The sequence below is a fragment of the Pseudoalteromonas sp. XMcav2-N genome, from assembly GCF_024124545.1.
Lineage (GTDB): Bacteria > Pseudomonadota > Gammaproteobacteria > Enterobacterales > Alteromonadaceae > Pseudoalteromonas.
Genome location: NZ_JAMXSF010000007.1, coordinates 17176 through 37172 on the forward strand (window position 1 = coordinate 17176; position 19997 = coordinate 37172).

Annotated in this window: 14 protein-coding genes and 1 pseudogene; 9 read left to right on the forward strand and 6 right to left on the reverse strand. The window is 48.3% G+C overall.

Translation table 11 applies throughout. From position 1 onward, the window contains the following. Nucleotides 1-66: 66 nt before the first annotated feature. The 3 genes from yddG to NH568_RS10855 all read left to right on the forward strand — a co-directional run bounded on the left by yddG (nt 67) and on the right by NH568_RS10855 (nt 3931). Entirely contained in the window at nt 67-960 is an 894-nt protein-coding gene (gene yddG / locus NH568_RS10845) for an aromatic amino acid DMT transporter YddG (protein WP_253047041.1), read from the forward strand. A 59-nt stretch (nt 961-1019) separates the two neighbouring features. Continuing rightward, nucleotides 1020-1889: a PhzF family phenazine biosynthesis protein gene (locus NH568_RS10850; RefSeq protein ID WP_253047045.1), complete on the forward strand. Its 870-nt coding sequence runs from the start codon at nt 1020-1022 to the stop codon at nt 1887-1889. A gap of 140 nt (nt 1890-2029) precedes the next feature. Then, nucleotides 2030-3931 carry a S9 family peptidase gene (locus NH568_RS10855; RefSeq protein ID WP_253047048.1) on the forward strand — a complete coding sequence of 634 codons (1902 nt, stop codon included), beginning with the start codon at nt 2030-2032 and terminating at the stop codon, nt 3929-3931. A gap of 56 nt (nt 3932-3987) precedes the next feature. Here NH568_RS10855 and aroQ read toward each other — a convergent pair whose 3' ends face one another. Then, entirely contained in the window at nt 3988-5190 is a 1203-nt protein-coding gene (gene aroQ, locus NH568_RS10860) for a gamma subclass chorismate mutase AroQ (protein WP_253047051.1), read from the reverse strand. 253 nt (nt 5191-5443) lie between these two features. On the opposite strand from aroQ, the gene NH568_RS10865 reads away from it, so the two are divergent. Further along, entirely contained in the window at nt 5444-6073 is a 630-nt protein-coding gene (locus NH568_RS10865) for an OmpA family protein (RefSeq protein WP_253047054.1), read from the forward strand. A gap of 90 nt (nt 6074-6163) precedes the next feature. Here NH568_RS10865 and NH568_RS10870 read toward each other — a convergent pair whose 3' ends face one another. Continuing rightward, nucleotides 6164-7336 (reverse strand): LamG domain-containing protein, encoded by a 1173-nt coding sequence (locus tag NH568_RS10870; RefSeq protein WP_253047057.1) that lies wholly within the window; start codon nt 7334-7336, stop codon nt 6164-6166. Nucleotides 7337-7806: 470 nt separating this feature from the next. On the opposite strand from NH568_RS10870, the gene NH568_RS10875 reads away from it, so the two are divergent. Beyond that, nucleotides 7807-10311: a trypsin-like serine protease gene (locus NH568_RS10875; RefSeq protein ID WP_253047060.1), complete on the forward strand. Its 2505-nt coding sequence runs from the start codon at nt 7807-7809 to the stop codon at nt 10309-10311. Between the two features lie 177 nt (nt 10312-10488). On the opposite strand, the pseudogene NH568_RS10880 reads toward NH568_RS10875, so the two are convergent. The 3 genes and pseudogenes from NH568_RS10880 to NH568_RS10890 all read right to left on the reverse strand — a co-directional run bounded on the left by NH568_RS10880 (nt 10489) and on the right by NH568_RS10890 (nt 14066). Beyond that, nucleotides 10489-11309: pseudogene (locus tag NH568_RS10880) on the reverse strand (DUF21 domain-containing protein). A gap of 84 nt (nt 11310-11393) precedes the next feature. Next, nucleotides 11394-13034, reverse strand: a complete 1641-nt coding sequence (locus NH568_RS10885) for a Na/Pi symporter (protein ID WP_349288008.1) — start codon at nt 13032-13034, stop codon at nt 11394-11396. Nucleotides 13035-13220: 186 nt separating this feature from the next. Continuing rightward, on the reverse strand, nt 13221-14066 hold the full coding sequence (locus NH568_RS10890) for a DUF2306 domain-containing protein (protein WP_253047065.1): 846 nt from the start codon (nt 14064-14066) through the stop codon (nt 13221-13223). Nucleotides 14067-14279: 213 nt separating this feature from the next. Here NH568_RS10890 and NH568_RS10895 point away from each other — a divergent pair, with 213 nt between their 5' ends. The 4 genes from NH568_RS10895 to NH568_RS10910 all read left to right on the forward strand — a co-directional run bounded on the left by NH568_RS10895 (nt 14280) and on the right by NH568_RS10910 (nt 18555). Further along, nucleotides 14280-15374 carry a helix-turn-helix domain-containing protein gene (locus tag NH568_RS10895; RefSeq protein WP_253047068.1) on the forward strand — a complete coding sequence of 365 codons (1095 nt, stop codon included), beginning with the start codon at nt 14280-14282 and terminating at the stop codon, nt 15372-15374. Between the two features lie 102 nt (nt 15375-15476). Further along, on the forward strand, nt 15477-15848 hold the full coding sequence (locus tag NH568_RS10900; protein ID WP_253047071.1) for a crosslink repair DNA glycosylase YcaQ family protein: 372 nt from the start codon (nt 15477-15479) through the stop codon (nt 15846-15848). 10 nt (nt 15849-15858) lie between these two features. Then, entirely contained in the window at nt 15859-17241 is a 1383-nt protein-coding gene (locus NH568_RS10905; protein WP_253047074.1) for a M23/M56 family metallopeptidase, read from the forward strand. A gap of 3 nt (nt 17242-17244) precedes the next feature. Beyond that, nucleotides 17245-18555, forward strand: a complete 1311-nt coding sequence (locus NH568_RS10910; protein ID WP_253047077.1) for a M23 family metallopeptidase — start codon at nt 17245-17247, stop codon at nt 18553-18555. A 56-nt stretch (nt 18556-18611) separates the two neighbouring features. Here the strand turns inward: NH568_RS10910 and NH568_RS10915 are convergent, their stop codons facing one another. Beyond that, nucleotides 18612-19787 (reverse strand): right-handed parallel beta-helix repeat-containing protein, encoded by a 1176-nt coding sequence (locus NH568_RS10915; RefSeq protein ID WP_253047080.1) that lies wholly within the window; start codon nt 19785-19787, stop codon nt 18612-18614. Between the last annotated feature and the right edge of the window lie 210 nt (nt 19788-19997).

Sequence of the window (19997 nt, forward strand, 5' to 3'; positions counted from 1 at the left end):
GTTTCGAGACGTCAGTGTGTGCAGGTGCATTTCAATTTCAGCTTCGGAGCTTTAAATATCAAAATCATGAATAGGTCATATCAATACACGCTGGCGGGCGTCGCTGCGATTGTTTTATGGAGCGCCGTTATGGGATTGGTTCGTGCAGTGACTGAAATGCTGGGTCCGGTAGGTGGTGCAGCTTCTATCTACACCGTCGCGGCTGTATTTCTGGTTCTGGTCATGGGTGTACCAAGATTACGTGAATATTCGCCGCGTTACGTATTGATTGGGGGCAGCCTGTTTGTTGCCTATGAAATTTGCCTGGCGCTGGCACTTGCAATGGCAAACACCCGCCAGCAGGCGCTGGAGATGCTGGTGATCAACTACTTATGGCCTGCACTGACGGTGTTGATGGCGGTCATTACCAGCGGCAAAAAGAGCAGTATCTGGGTATATCCGGGGATCTTGCTGGCCTTTTTTGGAGTTGCCTGGAGTATCACGGGTGAACAAGGTATGACACCTGAACAGCTAATGGCAAATATTGCATCAAATCCAACGACCTATGCAATGGCATTGACCGGTGCATTTCTATGGGCTGTGTACTGTGTTTTAACCAAACGTATTGCCAATGGACAAAACGCGATTACTTTGTTCTTTTTGCTGACGGCGATGAGTTTGTGGGTCAAGTATACAGCCAGCGGTGAAACCCCTATGGTGTTGACCATGGAATCTGTTGGTTTACTCCTGATATCAGGAGTAGCACTGGGCAGTGGATACGCGTTATGGAACTATGCCATTATTGGTGGCAACATGGTTTTGCTGGCGACCCTATCTTATTTCACCCCGGTACTTTCAACTGCTTTGTCTTCGCTGATCCTTGGGCTGGTACTGACGCAGAGTTTTATGCAGGGGGTGTGCATGGTGACCGCAGGCTCTTTGCTTTGCTGGTGGGTGACCAGAGCGCAATTCAATGATTAAGTAACTGGGGCAGTAACAGAGTGTGGCAGTGCCCGCCCCTTAAATTAGGGAGAAGTCGATTGCATCAACTCAACGTATATTTGGTTAATGCCTTTACAGAGCAAGGCGCAGGAGGAAACCCTGCTGGCGTGGTGTTGCAGGCCGATGGACTGACAGACGAGCAAAAGTTGGCCATCGCACAGTCCGTGGGTTTTTCGGAAACCGCCTTTGTGTCAGCAGCCAGCGACGCTGATTTTACAGTGACTTTCTTTACACCCGCAACTGAAGTCGATTTTTGTGGTCATGCTACCGTGGCCGCGTTTTCTGTGATGTTGGAGCAGGGCCTGATCACTCAGGGGCATTACGTGCAAAGCACCAAAGCAGGTCAGCTTGGTGTAACAATAGAGCCTGATGGGCACATTGTGATGGCGCAAAATTTGCCGCAGTATCTTAAGCGCTTCGACTATGCCGAAATATCAGCCTTAATCGGGCTTGATACGTCTATATTAGCGTCGACTCAGTTACCCATTGAGGCTATTTCAACTGGCTTGGCGGACATTATAGTGCCTGTACCTAGTGGGCATCTCGATAAGCTCAAGGTCAATGATAAAGCGCTTAGCAACTTTTCTCGTCAGCATAACGTCATTGGCTTACATGCGTTTGAGTTGTGCGATGAAGGTGAGACGTTCACGGCACGCTGTCGCAATTTTGCGCCTTTATTTGCGATACCCGAAGAATCTGCCACCGGAAGTGCCTGTGGTGCGTTGGCGTGCTATCTGACTAAATATGTTTATCCCAGTCAGTCCAATCACTTTACCTTTGAACAGGGCCGCGTGATGGGATGTCCCTCGCGCATTACGGCATCGGTTGAGTCAAATGGACTGAGGGTATCTAAAGTCTTAGTCGGAGGGAAGGCGCAGATTACAGGTACAAGCGCACTTTCAATATAGCCAGGTGTTATTGGATTGCCATATTTTGTGTTTTCCAGATGTATTGGCTGTTGTGGCGAGTGCCGCTTATCGCTATCCCTTTTAAGTTTCTGCTGATTTAGGTAGTCTACAGCGGATTCAATTTTGGGAGGTGTGTCGCGATGAAGCGAATTCTTGTATGTGCTGGTCTGGGGCTGGCAGTAACAACCGGTGTTGCCGCCAAAGAGGTGATGACGCCGGAAAAACTCTGGCAGGTAAAACGTGTCAGTGCGTTGGGGCTCAACAAAGATAAAACGCATGTCATTTATAAAGTGACAATGCCCAGTGTCGAGCAGAATAATTTTGCCAGCAAGGTCTATCAGGTGCCGTTAAGAGGGGGCGCCTCTAAGCTTTTAGACGCCTATCAGGGACTGTTGTCAGACGACAAGATCTCTCCTGATGGCAGTAAAAAATTGTTCCACGAAGTTGTGGAAGTTGAGGCAGTACTGGCAAGCGACAGGCACAAAGCGCTCACTCAGGCAAATGCGTACGTGTTTGACGATTTGAACTATCGTCACTGGGACACCTGGAAAGATGGTAGCTATAAGCATGTTTTCTATCAGGATTTAAAAACTGAGCAGAAAGTCGACATCATGAAAGGAAAGCCCTTTGACAGTCCGACTTCACCATTTGGTGGTGCGAAGGACTACATTTGGGGTCCTAAAGGCGAAAATATCTATTATGTGAGCAAAAAGCTCACTGGCGCTGAGTATGTTTCCAGCACCAATACCGACATTTATCGTTATAACCTGGCAAGTCAACAGACCATAAACCTGACTAAAGATAACCCAGGCTATGACAAATATCCGGCTTTCTCGCCAAAAGGCCACCTTGCCTGGTTACAGATGACCACACCAGGATACGAAGCTGATAAGAATGACATCATCGTCAGAGTTAAAAATAGAGATATTAACCTGACCAGACACTGGGATGGCACAGTAAACAGCTTTAAATGGAGTCATGACGGTAAGCACATCTACTTTGTGGCACCAACCGATGGCACCATTCAGCTATTCCGGGTTTCAGTAACCACCAACCCTAAAGCCAGGCCAGCCATTAAACAGCTCACCAAAGGTCAGTTCGATGTTAACGGCATTGTAGCGGCACTGGATAAGCAGTTAGTGGTAACGCGCAACAGCATGAACCAAGCGAAAGAAATCTATCGTTTTGATCTGAAGAGCGAAAAGCTAACCGCATTGACCAAAGTGAATGACGCGTTTTATGCGGGTCTGGATCTGCCCACGGTTAAGAAGCAGATGGTTAAGACAAAAGATGGCCAGGATATGCTGACCTGGGTTATCTATCCACCAAACTTTGATGAGTCCAAGAAGTACCCGACTTTACTGTATCTGCAAGGTGGCCCGCAGTCGGCGCTGTCGCAGTTTTACTCTTTCCGCTGGAATTTTCAGGTGATGGCGTCACAAGGTTATATTGTGGTTGCGCCAAATCGCCGTGGCATGCCGGGTCATGGCGTTAAATGGAACGAAGACATCACCCAGGACTGGGGTGGTAAAGTAATGCAGGATTACCTTGATGCCATTGATGAAGTGGCAAAAGCGCCTTATGTAGATAAAAAGCGCATTGCTGCAGTGGGCGCCAGCTTTGGTGGCTACTCGGCTTTTTACTTAGCGGGTAATCACGATGGTCGCTTCAAGTCGTTTATTGCACACTGTGGTATTTTTGATTTGCGCAGCATGTACGGCAGTACAGAAGAAGTGTTTTTCGTTGATCATGAATTCGGTGGTGCATACTGGGATAAAAACGCCGCGACCGATTTAACTTATGGCGCCTTTAACCCAATCAGCTATGTAGATAAGTGGGATGCCCCTATGTTTGTTATCCACGGCGGCAAAGACTATCGTGTACCACTGGAACAAGGGATCCAGGCATTCCAGGCTGCAAAATTGCGTGGATTGAAAAGTCGTTTTCTTTACTTCCCGGAAGAAAACCATTGGGTCCTGTCACCACAAAATGGCATTGTCTGGCAGCGTGAATTCTTCAAATGGCTGGATGATACACTTTAATTAGCCCCACTACAGGCCCGTTAATCGGGCCTGTAGAAGATAAAATCGCTTTCAGGTTAGTTCGTAGCCTGACAATTCTCAATTCTGCGCACGTTTTGCAGTGCTTCGTAGAGCTTTCGTTTATCGTGTTTGGACAGGTTGGCTGTAACCAGCTCCGCATTAAACATGGGCCCTAGTTCCGGGGTAAGATTGCCGTGTTGAGCAAGGTGATGAGTCAGCACTTCAAGTATGGCCGCGCCTAACTGATTGAGAGTGTTTCTCAGTTGAACCAGATCGGCGTCTTTATCGGGTACACCCTCGGCTAGCCATTGCGCTCGGTATCTGTATTGAATAGCCTTGGCTGCGTCCATTTGTGCCTGGAAAAACGCTTCCACGCTGGCTGTGTCCAGACATTGCTGACGGGCTTGTTCCTGCGCTTTAGAAAGCACCACGGCTTCACGAGATAAATCTTCAATGGATCTTTGCTTGTGTGCTTTAAACAGTGCCACGCTCTGCATCTGAGCAAGACGCCGATTGATATGTGAGAACAGTACCTGAGCAGAGTCTGTCCGTGTTTTAACCAGTACATTCGCCTGATTTACGACTTGTGCCAAAGCTGAACGCGCTTCGTCCTCGCTGATTTGCTCAGGCCTTGTTTCCATCTTCATCAGTGCAAATAATGTGTGGTTGTCTGCGTTGTCCTGAATACCCACTTCGCGCAGGGTCAGCTCAGGGTAGACCGAATTAAGTGCGCAACTGCCCACGGCCACAGTTCCGTGTTCAAACAGGCCTTGTGCCAGCAAGCGGGCTGCTTCATTGGTGCCTTTGGGCACGGGAATGGTTTGTAGTTGATGTGTGTTAAGCCATTGACCAATTTGTTTCAGGGCGGCAGGGTGAGAGGCCACATGTGTTATTGGACTTGCCTGGTCTACGCCAAAGACACACATTTCAATGGGCATGCGAACCGCCGCGCTGAGTTCGGTGACCTTGTAGTTGCGCATCGCCTTAACAATGGCTGGGACCAGCTGTCCATTGATGGTTGAATTGGCCAACGCGCTGAAAGCCCAGGCCGTTTCCGTTACTGCTGCGGCATAGGTATTTTCCGGTGTACCGGAATACAGACGATGGTAAGCATCATCATGACGGCTTTCAAGCAAATCTAATGCTGCGTGATTAAAGCTCCCGGGCCCTGCCTGAACATAGACAGGGGCGGCTTGACCTGCAATCGTAAATAGCAGCGTTAATAATGCAGTCAGGCGAGATACAAATAGCAATTTCAAAGGCTTTTTCCAGTGGTTATGCAGGCAAAGGCAACATCCTAGCAAAACCGTTACTCTCTGTCTCGAAAAGCATGTTTTGGCCAGTAAACCTCATCATGCTGCGTCGTCGTTCATTGGTTATCATGCAATGTATAAACAGATACCTGGATACGATTTTGCGAAAATGCGAATTGTACTTCTGCTCACCACCGCTTCAGCACGAGTTAACTTATTGTTGTGATAATTCGCACAATAAAGTGGGTCAGGAATGAGCATGAGAATGAATAAAATACTGCTAGGCGGTGGCGTAATAATCGCATTATCTGGATGTGAAATGAGCAACACAGGTAAAGGTGCAACGATAGGTGCAGCGGCAGGCGCAGTGCTAGGAAAAGCAACTGGTAATCACAAGGATAAGCGTGTTGTCATTGGCGCAGCTGTGGGGGCCATTGCCGGTGCGGCAATTGGAAACTATATGGACGAACAGGAGGCCGCATTTAATGATGCGCTAGAGGGCTCGGGGGTACAAGTAGTCAGAGATGGCGAGCAAATACGCCTGGTGTTGCCCTCAAATATCACCTTTGCTACAGGTCTGTCAGTTATTAACCCCGGGTTTCAAAAAACACTGGCAGGAATTGCTCGAGTAATGCACAAATACGACAAGACCTTGCTATCCATTATTGGTCATACTGACTCAACAGGCGCTGCGGGGTTTAACCAGATACTCTCTGAACAGCGTGCCAACAGTGTGAAACAGTCGCTATTGCCCCTTCAGATACACCCTGACCGTATACACACTCAAGGTGCAGGGGAGTCTCAACCTATTGCCAGCAATGATACTGAGCAGGGCAGAGCACAAAATCGCAGAGTAGAGATTAACATCATTCCGAATCGAGCGTCATAAAACGCGAAGGGGTTGCGAGCTTTGAGAGATGCGTGGCAAGTTTCCATCAGGATAAAGCCCAGCTGCCAGACTGGGCTCAGGTTCATAACATTACTCGACGGCGTAATCTACCCGGATCACGCCATAGCGGATCCAGGAATCGCCAGTAAAAGGTTCGTGATAGCAGGTTAAAACGAGCGCATTATGTGGGTGGCCATTGTTATACCCTGTTTCCGAGCCTAGATCTTCGTACACCCAGACATCTACGATCCCACCGTCTTTTGTCAGTGTCATTGCATTCGTATTTTGTGCTGTGGTGGCATAGGAAGCATGCATAAAGCCGACCCGGCACAGTTTACTGGCCATCTCGTGAGGGTTGTGGTCCAGTACTATTCGCTCGACAAATTTGCCAGGGTTAACAGGTAAAACGCAGGACATAGTGCTGCCACGTTGTACTTTATAGCTGCCACGATAGGCATGGGCGATAGGCGTTACAGCTTCGTATTCCATATCACAATTGGTTGCAGCTGGATAATAGTGTGAGGTGGTATTGGGTTCTGGCTGCCATGAAACAGGGTCTGCGGGGTACGGGTTAGCCAGTGAATCTATCTCCGTCTCGTTTAGCGCTCTGTGATAAACGCGTATTTCATCCATTTTTCCGCTGAACATGTCGCCAGCATGTGCGGTGACACCATCTCTGTCCATAACCGCACCCATTAACAGAGCGGTTGCGGAGTTATTCATCATTGCGCCTGCGTTATTCACGTTGGTGTCTGCAACGCCATCGATGTAAAGCGTTGCGACGCCATTTTCACGAACAAGCGTAATGAGCTGCCACTGATTCAGTGCAATGGTACGATTGGATGTAAGACTAAAGGCACCATTGGCAGAAAACGTCAGCTTGCTATTGTGGATATACATTTCCCAGGCCCGGTTACTCCCTCCGTTCCATTGCCACTGCGTTAAAATACGCGTGTAGGCTGAATTATAGGCGTAGGGGTTAAGCCAAAAGCTGATCGTAAAGTCATGATCGGCAAAGTGCCAGGCATCACTGTCTTCGACTCTGACGTGGCCGTTAACACCGTCAAAATAAAAGCCCATGCCATATTTGCCTGCTTGAAAAGCGCTACCGCCCTGTAAATAGGCGTAATGATTGTTAACTGAGGCGTCGTTCCCGGTCGTACCAGGCCAGTAGGCGACGAGCCTGCTTGAGCTTACATTGGCCAGTGCACCATTGGCCATAATCAGTAACATTAAACACAGATGTCGTGCGGTTTGTTTCATTTTTTCTATTCCTTTAATCAATGAGAAAGTAGCCGTTACATTTAACTGAGTGAACGGAGTAACCCTGTTGCATAGATCTGTATATCCATTAGAGGTTTTGTAAGGCTTATTTTGGTGACCTCGGCTTATACAAAATGCAACAAAATAATAACATGAAAAACTCAGTTTTCGTGCTTTGACAGAAAGTTTCTGGGCTTGTCAGCCATGGTGCTATTGAAACTATTTACTGGATACGAGCAAAAGTTGAGTCAATGGCAGGGGCCAGCACCTTATAGGGTGAAGTTGATATGAGTTGTACAGAGTCGTTATCAATCGCAGATTGCGAATATCACTGGTGTGTTGGTTGTTTTCTTAACCTGACTAGGTTCGGGCAGGTATTCTGTGTTAAATTTAGGAACTTTTTGTGATAGTTTGTTGAAGGCAGACTTAAAGTAATAAGAAGTTTCAAATCAGGAAAATAGGAAAATTGCATGGAATCGACAATTAAAAAAATACTCTTAGTCACGTTAGCATCAGCAACATTTAGTGGAGTTGCTGCAATTAAGGAAAAGCAGCCACTAAAACTGCGTGGCGCAATGAATGATGTTCGTATCGTTGGTGGTGGAGAAACAACACCATTTGCTTACCCTTTTATGGGCAGTCTGCAGCTTTACGGTGGTCATCATTGCGGCTCATCTTTAATCGCACCGAATAAAGTGCTGACCGCAGCACATTGTGTTGAGGCATGGAATATCAGTGACTTTTCGGTCAAATTTGGCGGTCATGACCTCACTGTTGAGAGCCAGTGGGAGGTCTATAATGTGACCGACATCGTAATGCATGAGCGGTATCATGATACCTACACATATAACAATGACATTGCCATATTGACCCTTGAGAAGCCAGTTCAGGGGATCGAGCCAATCCAGCTGGCTGATGATGCGCTTAAAGACAGTTATGTCGTGGGGGAGACCTTTAAAGTCATGGGGTGGGGGGCATTGTACTCAGGTGGCCCATCACCAGAGCAATTGCATGAAGTGGATGTACCCTATATCTCAAACGACGTCTGTAATGACGCTGAGCACTACAATGGCGGTATTTCTGAAAATATGATTTGTGCCGGCTTTGATGAAGGTGGCAAAGACTCTTGTCAGGGGGATAGTGGTGGCCCCCTCATCGTCAACCGGAACAATCAGTGGTTTCAGGTAGGAGTTGTCAGCTGGGGAGAAGGATGTGCTGCCCCAAATAAGCCTGGTGTATACGCTGATGTCGCCATGCTAAACACCTGGGTAAATCTAAACCAGCATTATGTAGGGTTTGAATTTGCAGAGACAATGATTGCGGATAAACCGGGTGCCAACGTGTCTGTTAGCTTAAAGAACAAGTCGCAAGACCCAGTGCAAATTACAGGTTTTCAGCTCACAGACCACAATGACGGAATGTTTATTGGATCAGAAAATTGTACTGCAGAGCTGGTAGAGCCAGGTCAGCAATGTCATGTGTCAATAATGCCATCAGACAGTACCAAAGAAGGCCAATTCACCTTGGTCGCGGAGCTCGCAAGTCAGGACATAGCATCGAGAAGCAGCACCTTTAATTATGTGAAAGTGCCTGCGAGCGATGCCGATATTAATACGCATATGTCTTCTGAGCCCACAACACAGTGGTACACTGGCGGTGATGTACCTTGGTTGCTCGGCGAAGATGATGCTGGGGGGAGCGCTAAAATACCACTTTTAATCAGTGGTGACATATCAGATCAAGAAGAAAACCCCAACCTGACTGAATCGTCTCAAAAGTCAGTCTTGATCGCTGAAATTGACCATGGTTTAGCATTGGGTATTGATTTCGAATACCTATTGTCATCGGAGTATGCCTATGACTTTTTCAGTGTTTACATTAACGGTGAGCGAGTCTTGAAGAGTTCAGGTCAGTACTTCGCTTATGACAAAGCATCGTTTGATCTCAATCCTGGACTCAACACAGTGGTATTTGAATACGTTAAAGATGCTTCAGTTAGTGAAGGTACTGATAATGTTGCACTGAAAGCATTCAACGTCAAAATGCGTGAAAACCTGAGCCCGTCTATCAAACTGGCACAAACCAGCTTCAGGGTAAGAAGTGGGATGAGCATCAACTTTAATGCAACGGGTACAATGGACCCCGAAGGGGACAGCTATACCCTGGCCTGGACGGACATGACGGCACCTGAGGTGGTATTGAGTACAGACGAGGTATTTAAAGCTATCGCGCCTGCTGTAAGCGAAACGCAGACTCGTATTTATCAGGTAACAGCCACCGACGAATATGGTGCAACCTCTAAACAAAGCGTTTCCGTCACCATAGACGAAAACAAGCTCCCGGTGCTTAAGGTTGCCCAAACGAAACTCGATGTAAGAGGCGGCTTTGACTTTACCTTAGATGCAAGTGGCACCACAGATCCTGAAGGCGATGCCTTATCTTTCACCTGGTTGAGACGCACAGGGGGGGAGCCAATAAATGTTGGCGAGACAGCCATTGTAAAGCTCAAGGCTGATAAAGCGGATATTGGGAAAACTTTTATTTATGAACTCGTTGTAGAAGATGAGTTGGGTGGAGAATCAAGACGACGAGTCGCTGTTGCGATTGTTGAAAACCAGGCACCTCAGATTACATTAACAGCTGAGTCTACTTCGGTAACATCGGGCGAGAACATTGAACTGAACGCGATTTCAGTCGATCCAGAAGGAGATACGCTAACATTTAGCTGGGAGCAGTTATCTGGCAAAAGTGTCAGTGTATCGAGTAGCGATACGAAACTGAGCGTTTCGGCACCTTCAGTCAATCAGGACGAAGTACTTGAGTTTGCCGTTACCGTCACGGATTCCTTGGGTGCATCATCAACGGAAAGCATCAAAGTGACAGTTAAGCAGCCAGAAAAAGACAGTGGTTCAGTTGGCTCATTCGCGCTGATGCTGATGTCTTTGGTGTTGTTCACCCGTCGCAGAAAGCACTAGCCTTTAAGGAAATTTATTTTTCCCTGTGAAAATGAAAACACCACCATCATGACAGTGATGGTGGTGTTTTTGGTTAAAAAGCACTCTGTTGATTGTAAGGAATGGTTGGACTGGGCATAAAGTTGCAAATAAACGTTTATAGTTGTCTTGGGTCGCATCAGCACAGGCCAACTGAGGTCAAGACAGATAGTGACGCCTTGTAGCTGGCTCAATTTGAGTCTGTGTTGCCACTTCTCCAGTGCCTTTTAATAAACGACCAAGAATATCCGTGCCGGTGATGATGCGGGGTTGGTCGGTCCACACCAGCACCACGTCAATTTCTATGTCACCGTCGTGGTCCGGGTCCAGGGGTTCGGCAGATTTAAGATGTTTAAGCACATCGCCCAGGTTCATGTCATTGCTGTGGATAATCAGGGGCCTGAGGCAAAATTCGTAGGGCTCGAAGGGCTGCTCTGTATTAAACAGCGCGGCGCGCAGCAGGCCATCGGCATCCATCACCAGCAAAGGCTGACGGGCTTCATTGGCCAGGATCACCCATTTGTGCCTTCTTTGCCGAGTCAGTTGTCCAGTAACACGGCTGAAGGTTTGGCAACCAGATAGAGCAGCCACTGATAGAACTTAAGTACAGGTGCCAGCAGCGCGCCCATACGCATGGCGTTACGGCTGAAATAAGCTTGCGGCACAATCTCGCCAAATAAAGTGATAAACACGGTGGAAAACACAAAGGCCACCATACCCGCCATCACAGAGTCCGACAGTAAAGTGAGCAACACATTGATGCTGACATTGCCCCACAAAATCGTTGTCAGCAGAAAATTAGAATCCTCGCGCAGTGTTAAGATGGTTTTTGCCGCTGGGTTGCCCTGTGCAACTTCTACCTCAAGGCGTAACCGACTGAGGCTGAAAAACGCCAGGTTCAGCCCCGAAAACATCGCCGACTGACACAGGCAAAAGACAATGCCTGCCCAAGCCGCATACTCTCCCCATACTGATGCCATGCCATGGCATGCCATGCCATGCCATGCCATGCCTTGCTCCTGTTGCTACGACGTTTGCCAGGCACGTACTCCGTCGAGGGGGATTTAAGTCCCCGTACTGCTGGTGCCTTTCTGCGGACTCAATTGCGCTTCTATCAAATATAACAATAACATGGCTTTTTGCCATTGCTGTGTCAGCTGCCACATATCGGACAGGCCATTGATGTTGACCACCATATTGTCAATTGGCAGGGTCGCGTTGGTACCGGCAAGGATCAGATCGTCCTTAACGTCGTCATGCAGCTGCTGCAACTGTTCAAGTGCGGTGTTCAAGGTGCTTTCACTCATCGACTCGGCTGTCAGACTGGTTTTCATAAAATGCCCCAGTTGCGACTGATATTCCTGAAGCTGGGCGTGTAATTCTGGGTGTTCGGCCAGTTGTCTTTGTGGCTGCAGGTGGGCCAGTTTTTCAACACAGTGGCTACAGGTAAACAGGTAGTGCTCAACGCGCATCAGCTTTGCCAGCAGGCCAGTGGTTTCTTCCGACAGGGCCGACTGCTCCACGGTGACAATAAAGCTGCCAATATGCTGACAGAGCTTCTGAATGGTTTGGATCGCTTGTTCAATGGCCAGGCTATCCAGAGGTTGACGGGACTTTTCGTACTGCGCCAGTATTTTATCGGCAACTAATTTGGTTTCGAGGAGCAATGCGTTGGTTGCCAGGGCGGGTGTTTGTGCAATGGTTTTGTCCAAAAATCGTGGTCGGGAGGCGGTTTCTTCGGCGCTGCAAAAGCGCTTCATTAAGAAGCCTGCCAGGCGGTTGTTGAGCCCAAAGATTAGCATCACGCCCAGCACGTTAAACAGAGTATGGAACAGCGCCAGTGACAGCGCCGGATCGGCGGTCAGATTGAAAAAGCCAGTGATCTCGGTGATCAGATAAAACAGCACAGGTAAAATGGCAAAGGCCACCAGAGCGGTGAGCGCGTTAAATATAACCTGTGCAGCGGCGACGCGCTTGGCGTTGGATGTGGCGCCAATGGCAGCGAGTATTGAAGTAGAGGTAGTGCCAATGTTTGCACCTATCACCATAGCGCCGGCTGCGTAAAGGCCAATCATGCCACTGGCTGCTGCCGTAATGGTCAAAGCTATGGACGCGCTGGATGACTGAGTCAGGGTGGTCACCACAATGCCAACCAGTAAAAACGCCAGCATGCCAGTCAGTCCTTCGGCAGTGAACTGGCTCAGATCAAAAGTAGCAACTACATGTTCAAATGCGCCTTTAAGAATATCGATACCAATAAAAAACAAGCCAAAGCCAACCAGCGCCAGGCCGGCTGAAGCAAGCCTGGATTGCGGGCGCAATAGTTTCATCAGTGCGCCTATGCCAATCAACGGCAGGGCTATGGCTTGAATGTTAAATTTAAATCCGACAGCGGCAACCAGCCAGCCTGTGATGGTTGTGCCAACATTAGCGCCATAAACAATGCCCAGCGCCTGGTGCATCGTGATCAGGCCCGCATTAACAAAGCCAAGTGAGGCAACGGTTACCGCGCTGGACGATTGCACCAGTGCGGTCATGCAAAAGCCAGATGCAATACCGCGCTGTGGTGTTTTGGTCCAGGTGGCCAGTACTTTACGTAGCGATGATCCTGCGGCAAGTTTCAGGCCGTCAGTCATCATGCCTATGGCAACGAGAAAAATTCCAAGGCCGCCAAGAAGGCTACCTATGAGTTGCAGTGTATCCATCATACTCAATCCCATGGCGGTGGCATGTTGCTTAAGGCACGAGCTGGCCACCTAATTTTACCTCCATCAAAAGTACCAAGATTGATAAAAGGGTCATTGTCGGAGGTCAATTTTTTAAACGAACACATGTATTTAGGGATATAAGCAGAACCGGGTAAAGTCAAGTTACCCGGTTTAAGCTGGTTGTCAGAACAGAGTATTGAAAATCATCATGACTCGGGGGCTCCACATCATCATGGTCGCGGCGCCCACGCCAATCAATGTAATGACAACGGCGATGCTGATGGCACCCGTAGCGAGCCATTTAGCTGTGTCTGTGCGGCGTTTTTTGGCCCAGAAATAGAGCTCGGCAATGAACATGGGTAACAGGTAACACAGAAACGACAAGGTAATATCCGCCGGGCCATCCAGATTACGGGTGTTACCATTGGGGCCCTGGTTGATCACATACCAGCCCATCAGAAACAGGCGAAATGCCCAGACGCCGTTAACCAGAATGAAACTGTGGACGGCCCAGCGCTGGTGCGCCGCAAACTGTTTATTTACCGCACTGCGCCAGGCGAGCAGGATAAATACGGGTATCAACAGGCCATTGAGTGTGACACCCAGTGCACCTATGTCACTGAGGCGGATACCCACTCCCCAGGAAAGATACAAACCAGTCAGCGCTCCACATAAACCAAAAAACAAAAACATTCGGCCATTGTACCGGTGAAAACGAGGGTAATTCTTACGCACACCGGGAGACAGCTGGAAAATACCACTGATAGCCATAAACGCAGCTGGAATGATATGGCCAAAAAACATAAAAGAGTTAAAACTGCCTGTACTGTCAAACCCCTGAGTCGGAGAAACTTTGTCGGCTTGTTCTGCTGCCCCAATGAGCAAAGGAAGTGCGTAAAGACTGAGAATATAAATCGCGAAGGCCCACTGGCCGAGAAGCGCGATCACAATCCAGGTTTTGAGGGATCCCTGAAGGGCGTTATCTGCCGAAAGTGACGGCACGATCTGTTCTTTTAATAAGGTTAGCATGTTAATCACCACAATTTAACTGTTTGATTTAAGTGCTAATGTGGCATGTTATTCGTGAGTCGTCGCACCGTATTTGAAAGTCGGCACATGGTTTTGACTATTTTTGTCGAAGTTTAAATATGCGCTTTGTAATGTTTTCTTACAACCGCACATTGAAGCATCTGGGTGAAGTAATTATGATCACTATAGCGCATCACATTGAGTACTTCATTTATGACCCTGGTATCTTTTCATTATTTGGCACTGGCAACCTGCCTGACTTGCTTATTGATGCAACTCAGTGTCAAACACAAACAAACGGCACATATACTGTTCGCTGTATTTTGTGGTTCGCTGGCGATGATTGCCGCGAAGAAAATTACCGGCCATTCGGTCGGTGCCTACCAATATCTCATCGGCATGGGAGCGTGCGCAACGTGTAACTGCTATTGGTTGCTGGCCCGCAGTATGTTTCGTAAACACCAACCGATTGGGTTGGTCCACATCGCTCTGGCTGTAGTCATTGCGTTGCTGGTGGTGATTAAGCAGGGTTACTTATTTGCCAATGCGCAATGGTTGTTTGTCGAGAGCCGTTTCACGGTATTGACCGGCGTATTGTCTGAGCTCACAACGTTGCTTTCATCTTGCGTACTGGTACTGACTTTCTGGGAGGGATGTAGGGGCTTTAATGATAGCACCAGAGCGGAAAAGGCACAGCGCATGTTATTTTTGGCCACCTTTGGTCTGGCTGTGGGGGTGAGCAAATCGATGCAGCCTTACTTTATTCAATCGCCGGAGTTAAAAGACTGGACTATCTCAATCATTACCCTGTTTGTTCTTGTTAGCACGCAAGTTCAGTTGTTGTGGCGCTTTGGTTTATCCGGAAATCACGGTCAATCTGGTTCAGTGTCAGAGTCTCGTGCCGTATCTAATACAGGATCGGTAAATTGTAGCGACGACGGTGGCCCGCTACTTGATACGCTTAACAGGCTTATTCATGAGGAGCAGTGCTATCTGCAACCTAACCTGAAAGTTGCTGATTTGGCCAGAGCGCTTGATGTGCCTGAGTACAGGGTGAGCCGTGCACTTAAACCGCAACTAAAAGAAGCCAACTTTAACCAGTATATCAATCGGCTGCGAATAGAGCATGCACAAAAACTGTTGCAGGATCCTGAAAATCAACATTGGCCGGTACTGGTGATCGGACTGGAAAGTGGGTTTGCTTCAGTTGGACCTTTCACCAGAGCCTTTAAATCCGTGACTGGGACGACTCCAAATCAATATCGCAAGCAGGTGCAGAAAAATGAACACGCCGCGACTTTTCAGTAAATAGGCATTATTTAAGGTATATTAATCAATGTGCGACTTGTGTCGCACCTTTTTTGTTGTTAAAGTGCGACATATGTCACATAAAAAGAAAAACAGCACAATATGAAACCCAATACCACTGAATTAGAAATCCTCAAACTGCTGTGGCAACAGGAGCCTCGCACCGCTAAAGAAATTCACGATGCTATCGCAGAGCGATTCAATTGGTCCTACTCCTCAACACGTAAAACCCTGGAGCGCATGGGTGATAAAGGCTTGCTGGCCATCGGAGAGCAAGGCAATAAAAAATCCTACACAGCCAGGGTAGAAAAAGTGCCCACGCTGGCAGCCTATGCACAGGAATTTGCCAAAAATGTACTTGAACTGGATGGGCCGTTGCCGGTAGCCATGTTTGCCGACAGTCGTCTGATTGAGTCACAGGAGCTAGACGAATTGGAGCATCTGCTGGAATCTTTGTCTAAGCAGGATAATTGAGGACAGTAGTATGACTTTGGCAATGTTATTTGCAGTCTTAGGGTCACTGCTACTATGGTGTATTGTGAGTGCTGCCCTGGTAAAGGTTGGCCGTTTTTTAACTCGCTATCACCCGGCATCTCCCGGTTTATGGTGGGCTTTGCTGGCCCTGAGTTTTGTGCCCTTCATACCGCTGCCAGATATGACGCTAAACGGAACGATCCCTGTGATACTTCATGACTTTGGTGAACAGACGGGAAAGTTGCAACTAAGCACTGAACTATTACTGGATTCTGAATACGAATGGAACTGGCTGTGGGTGTTTATTGCACTGATATTGCTGGTTGCAATGCAAAGTATCAGAAACGGAGCGCAGTTGCTTAACAGGCTTGCCAGTTTGCGCGCTTTAATGGCCAGTGCTGAGCCACTTCAGGCGAGCCTTTGTGAACCACTTGCACCTTTATCACGTGTTAATGGTCGGCAAGTGCCTGTTTACGTATTACCGCTTAATTGCACGGCGTTTGCAACCGGCGTGCGTAAGCCAGTGATTGTCATGCCCCGGTATTTCACTACTTTACCTCTGCACAAACAGCAGACCTTGCTGTTGCATGAGGTCACGCACCTTGCCCACAAAGACCATATTGCCATTATGGGGTGGCAGTTAGTGAGATGTTTGTTTTGGTTCAATCCGGCTATTGGCAAAATGGAGTCGGCATTCATCAATGCCATGGAAGCGCGCTGTGATGCCCAGACCATAAAGCACTATGGCATTAGCCGCCAGCAGTATGCGGCGACTTTGCTGGATGCACTGAAGCACAGCACATTACACAAAACGCCAAACGCTGTAGCGGGATTTGCATCAGAGGCACTGTCGCTGGCAGACTATAAAAACCGGCTGGTGCAAATAATGAAGCCGGTTAAAGCGCGGCACCGCTTTGTCATTGTAAATGTCCTACTGGTAGGCGTGTTTAGCGCGTTTATCTCTTACCAGATTAAGCCTTTGCTTAGCCCTCAGGCACCGAACTGGCAGTGGCCGATGAGTGACTATGAAATCAGTGCTCACTTTGGTCATGTGTCGGCTTTTCGCAATCATAAACCCCACGGCGGACTCGACTTAGTGGCCGCAAAAGGCACCCCGCTGGGTGCGCTGGCCACGGGTAAGGTGTTGGTCGCAGATGACACCAGCCTGGCTGCAAACTATGGCAAAACTGTGCTTATCCAGCATAGCAATGGCTATCAAAGCTTATATGCTCATCTGGATAGTATTTCGGTGTCATCAGGTGACTGGGTCTCAGCCGGAGAGATTGTTGGTACTTTGGGTGACAGTGGCCGTGTTACAGGAGCACATCTGCATCTGGAAATACTGGCTGACGGAGAGCGCCTTGACCCGCTGAGCATATTTTCAAAGGACTAAATCATGAAGTACCATCTGATGATCGCCATACCTGTGGGTATGGTGCTAAGCACACTTGTGTCTGAATTACCGCTACAGGTGAGCGAACAAAATGGGCCAGCATGTACGTCGGCTATTGCACAAGCCAAACCCGGCGCACTGCAAATCACCACTGATCGAAACGTGACTGTGCAACCTAGTGAGCGTGACAGTGCACCAGAGGTCGAGTACAAGATCCTGACGCTTGCAGCCGGTCAGTCATTTATTGCTTTGCTGAAACCCTTCGGACTGAAGGAGCGCCAGGCGCTTAAGTTGCAGCAATTGATGGCGCCAGAAATTAATCTGAGCCAGCTTCCGACTGGGCAAAAGGTTAAAATCGGACTGACTGCGGGTCAGCTGAGTTCTGTCACGTTGGCAACCGGATTTGCGCAGCGTCTGGGTGTTTCTATGGAAGGAGAATGGCAGAAGCGTCTGTATGAGCTTGATACTCATTCAGCTCAGGCTATTCATGATGTCGCCATTACTCAGAGCCTATACGAGTCATCTGTAAATGATGCTGTGCCTTTGGATGTAGTGAATCAGGCGATTACTGTATTCTCCCACTTTGTCGATTTTCAGCGTGAAATACATCATGGTGATGTGCTTACCCTGATGTTTGACAAGGCTGTGTTGGTTGTCAAAGATGGGCTACATCAAAAGCTTGAGCAACCAGGTCAGTTACGCTTTGCCAGACTACAAAATCAGGGTGAAGATCTAACGGTATATCATCATGACGAGGGCAATGGCCTGAGTGGCTTCTACTTTGCTGACGGCCGACCTGCGCAGAGTTTTTTACTTAAAACACCGTTAAATGGCGCGCGTTTGTCATCTAAGTTCGGCAATCGCAAACACCCTATACTTGGCTATACCCGCTTGCATGCGGGTCTGGATTTTGGCGCACCCGTTGGCACGCCAATTTTTGCCGCGGGTAATGGCACCATAAAAAAAGCGGGGTGGGGCGGCAGTTTTGGTAATCGAGTGGTGATCCGTCATGCCAATGGCTATGACACCCTATACGCACATCTCAGAGGCGTTGCAAAAGGCATGAAGCCGGGTATTCGCGTCAAACAGGGTGAGGTGATTGGGTATCTGGGTAACACCGGATTGTCGCAAGCTCGCCACCTGCATTATGAGGTGCACAAAAATGGCAAACCGATTAATCCGTTGTCGCTCAGACATGTTGAGCAGCAGCGCCTGAGAGGCGATGACTTGGCCCGTTTGCAAAAAGCGATCGCAAAGGTTCATCAAACCCCGGAACTTGGTCAATACGTTACCAATAGCTCTGTCACGGATTAATTGTGACTTTAACAAAGTAGAGCATGGGACATGCTCTACTCAGAGGAACAGATAGATTATTGCTCAACCACGTAATGGCGATTGTTCAGCTCTTGTCTGAGCACGTTATTGTTCAGATAAGAGTAAGTCATCGGGCGGTTGGCTGCATCAACCTGACCATGGTTCTCGATGGTATTTTCTTTGATCAGGTTCGGGGTTTGCGTGTTCGTTGCATACAATTTGATGCCATAACTGCCAGGATGGACTATCAGATTTTCACTGTATACGTGTGCGTCACCACCGGTTATAGTGCTGTCTTGCTGAGCAGGGTTACGAGCAAAAATACCATTTTCTCCGGCATACAGAATGCGGTTATCATGGATTGTCAGACCATCACCATCTAGCATCATACCGTTACCACCGCTGCGATAGATCAGGTTACCCGTCACCGCTACATGGTCACCGCCAACCTGAATGCCGGTATTCTGATATTTAGGGTCAAACGGGCTGACGCCGGTACGGTAGATCTTGTTATTGCGGATTGTCGCATCGCCTGCCACCGAGTTGAGCTGAATACCATCGGCACCAATGTTTTCCAGAGTATTGTTGTAAATATCTACATCGGTCAACTTATGAGGATAGACTGTGGTTGCAACACCATCACACTCCAGCTTGCGGCTCTTCCCTGTATAGCCGATGTACATACCTTCGCCCGTTTCAGTGTCATGAACATAGTTGTGGTGAACGCGCAGCCCACGCATAGTGAAATTTTCCTGCCAGGTAGCCGGGTCACAGGTTGGATCGGTTTTAATCAACAATCCGGCAAACCGTGCGCGATAAATTTCAAGGTTATCTATCTCAATATACTCGCTCAGTCCACCAATTCCGACCGTACCGCCAAGGCGCATACCGTATCCTGATTCATCGCGGCTACCAGTAATGCGCAATTGAGATGATTTCTCAACGGCAATACTATACTCGTATGGACGCGTTGTGACGGTACCGTCTTCATTGCGGATCAAAACGGGCTTGCCTGCTTCCCCATGCACATTACGAATGCGCAATGGGCCACGTTCACCGGCAGCCAAACAGACCGTATCGCCGGCAACAATACCGAGTGTGTCACCGTCCACTAAGTGGTGGCTTGAAGGAATGACGACATCACACTGTGCGCCAGCAAGTACCTGAGGGATGTTACATAGCGCCAGCGCGCCCGAGATCAGAGTTAATGTGAAGGTTTTCGTGTTATTCATTGCTTCTTCCTTATTGAAGTCATGGGTACACTTATAATTGGTTAACGAAAATACCACAACACAGTGCGTTAATATCCTGCCTGTCTGGGGGGGGATCTGCCAAAAGCACCAGATACATCGTTCGGCACTTTATCTGTAAACAGGTACTGGCACAATTTACTGCGCCATCTACAGTATTCCATACCTCAATGCTGACAACGCGATTAAGCA